Here is a 3,071-nt window from a genome sequence, read left to right as displayed (position 1 = left end):
CTCCTGAAGGGCATCCCCTTCAAGGATGGAACCCCGGTGATCGACAGCACACCGGCTCAGCAACTGCTTGTCGCCTGATCATGCTGCCGACCCACCGTACACCAGATTTGACTTTTGCTCCAACGTCTTCCGGCGGACACGCATTCTGTCCGTCCAGGCACAGCGGCTGGCGGATATCTGGATCGGGCACGAGCGTCTTTTCGACCTTGATCCGATGCTGCCAGTTGTCGCCATAGTCGTAGAGGTAGGTAAATGACTTCAGTGCGCCCAGCGCCTTTGTCAGCGTGACCCGTGCTTCATTGAGCAGTGGCGGATCGCTCTGGAAGCCAAAGTCATCCGGCTCGCCATAGTTGGTGTCACCGAAGACGAATTCGTGCAGGTGCCCGCCTTGCCAGCCCATGGCCAGCAGCAGCACGACATGCAGCTTACCCAGCCGGATCGAGCCGGGAACGATGATTCGTCGCCAGACTGCCGGCTTGATGTAGCGCACTCAACACGCAGCACATAATCGGGAACTGGCGCCTTGACCAGGCGCACGGCAGATTTGCGAGGTTGAACCATCGAATTGATTCTTAGGCGGCTTGCTGCTCAATGGGTGCGACCGGCATCAGGCGCCACGGCAGCAACTCATCGATGCGGTTGATGGGATGATCGGCGATGCGCTCGAACACCACGCGCAGGTAAGCATAAGGCCCCACTTCATTGAGCCGTGCAGTCTCGATCAGGCTATAAGTCACTGCCGCACTTTGGCCTCCACCATCGGAGCCGGCAAACAGATAATTGCGCCGCCCCAGGGCAAGCTCGCATCCGTTCTGCCCATATCGGTCAAGAAGTTGAGGCCCATTATCGTTGGCATCCGTTGTATGGTCGCCGCGTCAAGGTTCGAGACGTCGTGTCCAGCGACAATTAGAACTTCCGGTGACGATGTTACGCGCGGAGTAAAAATGAGCCACTTCGCGCGAAGCAAATCTGAGCCACTTTTTCGTAAAGTCGGATCTTTTTGCGCGAGATCCGAGTGCTACACAAGGAAGAGTGGATGGAAATTCATGTGCTCAAGGCCCAGGGCCTCTCGGAGCGACAGATAGCCCGCCAGCTGGGCATTTCGCGAAACACGGTTGCGCGGAACCTGGATGCACCGCAGGCACCGAAGTACAAGATGCGCGAGCCACGAGCGACCAAACTGGAGCCGTTCAAAGCCTATTTCGAGAAGCGGATTGCGCAGGCCCGGCCGGATTGGATACCGGCGCCGGCCATGCTGCGCGAGTTGCGTGCACAGGGCTACACCGGCCAGATCCGGCAATTGCAGGATTTCATGCGAAGCCGCAAGCCGATTCCCAAGGACGATCCGGTGGTACGCTTTGAGACCGCACCCGGCCAGCAGATGCAGTGTGATTTCGTCGTGTTCCGGCGCGGACGCGCTCCTCTCTATGCGTTCACGGCCATCCTCGACGACATCGGGTACGTCCAGCATGACCGTGATGAGATGGAAGTGTTGTTCACGCTGCTGGCTGAACGCTACGAGCGCAAAAGCGTGGTGATCACGACCAACCTGGTGTTCTCGGAATGGGACCCGTTCTATGCCGGGGCCTACGCTTATGGTAAGAGCGGGAAGCAGACAACCATCGTCAATGGCCGTGCACACAAGAGCTACAAGCACCGCAAACCGTTCGAGGAGTGGGACGTCCTGCTCAAGGAGCATCACGAAGGCTACATCGACTGGGCAGAGTTCGAGCGCAATCAGAAGCTGCTCGCGGCCAACGCCTACGGCAAGGCAGGCGACGTAAAATCGGGGCGTGGTGGGCGAGCCTTGCTGGCAGGTCTGCTTGGATGCGCGCGCTGCGGCCGCCGTCTGTCGGTAGCCTATATTGGACGCACACCGCAACCGGTCTACCGATGCTATCGCTTTGACCTGCCACCGAAGTGCATGAGCTTCGGTGGCTCTCGCATAGACGCCGCGATCGCCAGAGAACTGATGCGTGTCGTGGAGCCAATGGCGATAGAGGCGGCCTTGCAGGCCGAGCAAATGTATATGGACACGTTGAGCGAGCAGCGGCGGATCATCGAGCTCGAACTGCAGCAGGCTCAGTACGAAGCCACGCTGGCTGAACGGCGCTACGCCGCCTGCGATCCCGATAACCGTCTGATCGCGGCACAGTTGGAGAAGAATTGGGAAGCAGCATTGCGGCGCGCACACACCTGCCAGGCGCGCCTGGAGGAGGCTCGCACGCCGGCGGCAGCCACCTCTGCTCCGGACTTCACAAAGCTTGCCGAGGACCTTGATGCTGCATGGAATGCTCCGGGTGCCACCATGCGCACGCGCCAGCAACTGGTTCGGGCCCTGATCGTCGATATTGTTGCAGACGTGGACGAGACGGCGCGTGAAGTCATTCTCACGATTCACTGGCAAGGCGGCCAGCACTCACAGTTGCGGATCCGTAAGCCAAAAACGGGCGAGCACGGATGCAGCACGTCTGACGAAGCGCTCGCAGTCATCCGCAGCATGGCAACGCGGTGGTCTGATCAGGACATCGCGGCATCGCTAAACCGAATGGGAATCCGGACGGGCCAGGGCAAGACCTGGACTGCGCATCGTGTCAACTCGGTACGGCGGGTGCGAGACATCCACGCTTATAAATCGGCTGAGAAGGACGGTGACTGGCTAACGATGTCAGAGGCAGCGACAGTGCTTGGTGTCACCAATCACGTAATCCGTCGCCTGATCAAGGACCGAATTCTGCCCGCCGAGCAAGTCATGCCGGACGCTCCATGGCAGATCCGCGCAAGCGACCTGCATACTGAGGCGGTTGGCGCCGCGCTGACCACCCGGAAACGTCGCCCGTGTCGTAACGATATCGAAGGACAACTCCCAATGTTTATCGAGGATTCACAAGGAGGTGCACAATGAACTCCCCGTCACCAGCGGACGAATCGATCGCTCCGCGATGTTGTTATGTGTGCCTTGCAAAGGCACGTTCGACTTGTCGGTGCAAGTCCGACCCGGCTAACTCTCGCTCCAGCCGGAAGCACAAGGAGCGGTCCAGGAGGCAACGAATGGGCTGAAGCACTTCTTG

Annotated in this window: 2 protein-coding genes and 2 pseudogenes; 2 read left to right on the top strand and 2 right to left on the bottom strand. The window is 59.4% G+C overall.

Translation table 11 applies throughout. The annotated features are described in order from the left end of the window. Nucleotides 1–19: 19 nt before the first annotated feature. Both EPN80_RS18805 and EPN80_RS18800 read right to left on the bottom strand, forming a co-directional pair. Nucleotides 20–490 (bottom strand): plasmid pRiA4b ORF-3 family protein, encoded by a 471-nt coding sequence (locus tag EPN80_RS18805; protein ID WP_293030929.1) that lies wholly within the window; start codon nt 488–490, stop codon nt 20–22. Between the two features lie 82 nt (nt 491–572). Continuing rightward, nucleotides 573–800: pseudogene (locus tag EPN80_RS18800) on the bottom strand (transposase domain-containing protein); the annotation flags it as partial. Nucleotides 801–1,015: 215 nt separating this feature from the next. On the opposite strand from EPN80_RS18800, the pseudogene EPN80_RS18795 reads away from it, so the two are divergent. Together EPN80_RS18795 and EPN80_RS21140 are read left to right on the top strand one after the other, a co-directional pair. Beyond that, nucleotides 1,016–1,570 (top strand): annotated as a pseudogene (locus tag EPN80_RS18795) (ATP-binding protein); the annotation flags it as partial. Then, nucleotides 1,553–2,905 (top strand): recombinase family protein, encoded by a 1,353-nt coding sequence (locus EPN80_RS21140; RefSeq protein WP_366929097.1) that lies wholly within the window; start codon nt 1,553–1,555, stop codon nt 2,903–2,905. The pseudogene EPN80_RS18795 and the gene EPN80_RS21140, both read left to right, overlap by 18 nt. The last annotated feature ends 166 nt before the right edge of the window (nt 2,906–3,071 follow it).

This window comes from Pandoraea sp. (genome assembly GCF_004297875.1).
In the GTDB taxonomy this organism is placed as follows: Bacteria; Pseudomonadota; Gammaproteobacteria; order Burkholderiales; family Burkholderiaceae; genus Pandoraea.
The sequence above is the reverse complement of the archived record's forward strand: the minus strand, read 5'-3'. Positions and strand labels throughout refer to the sequence as shown.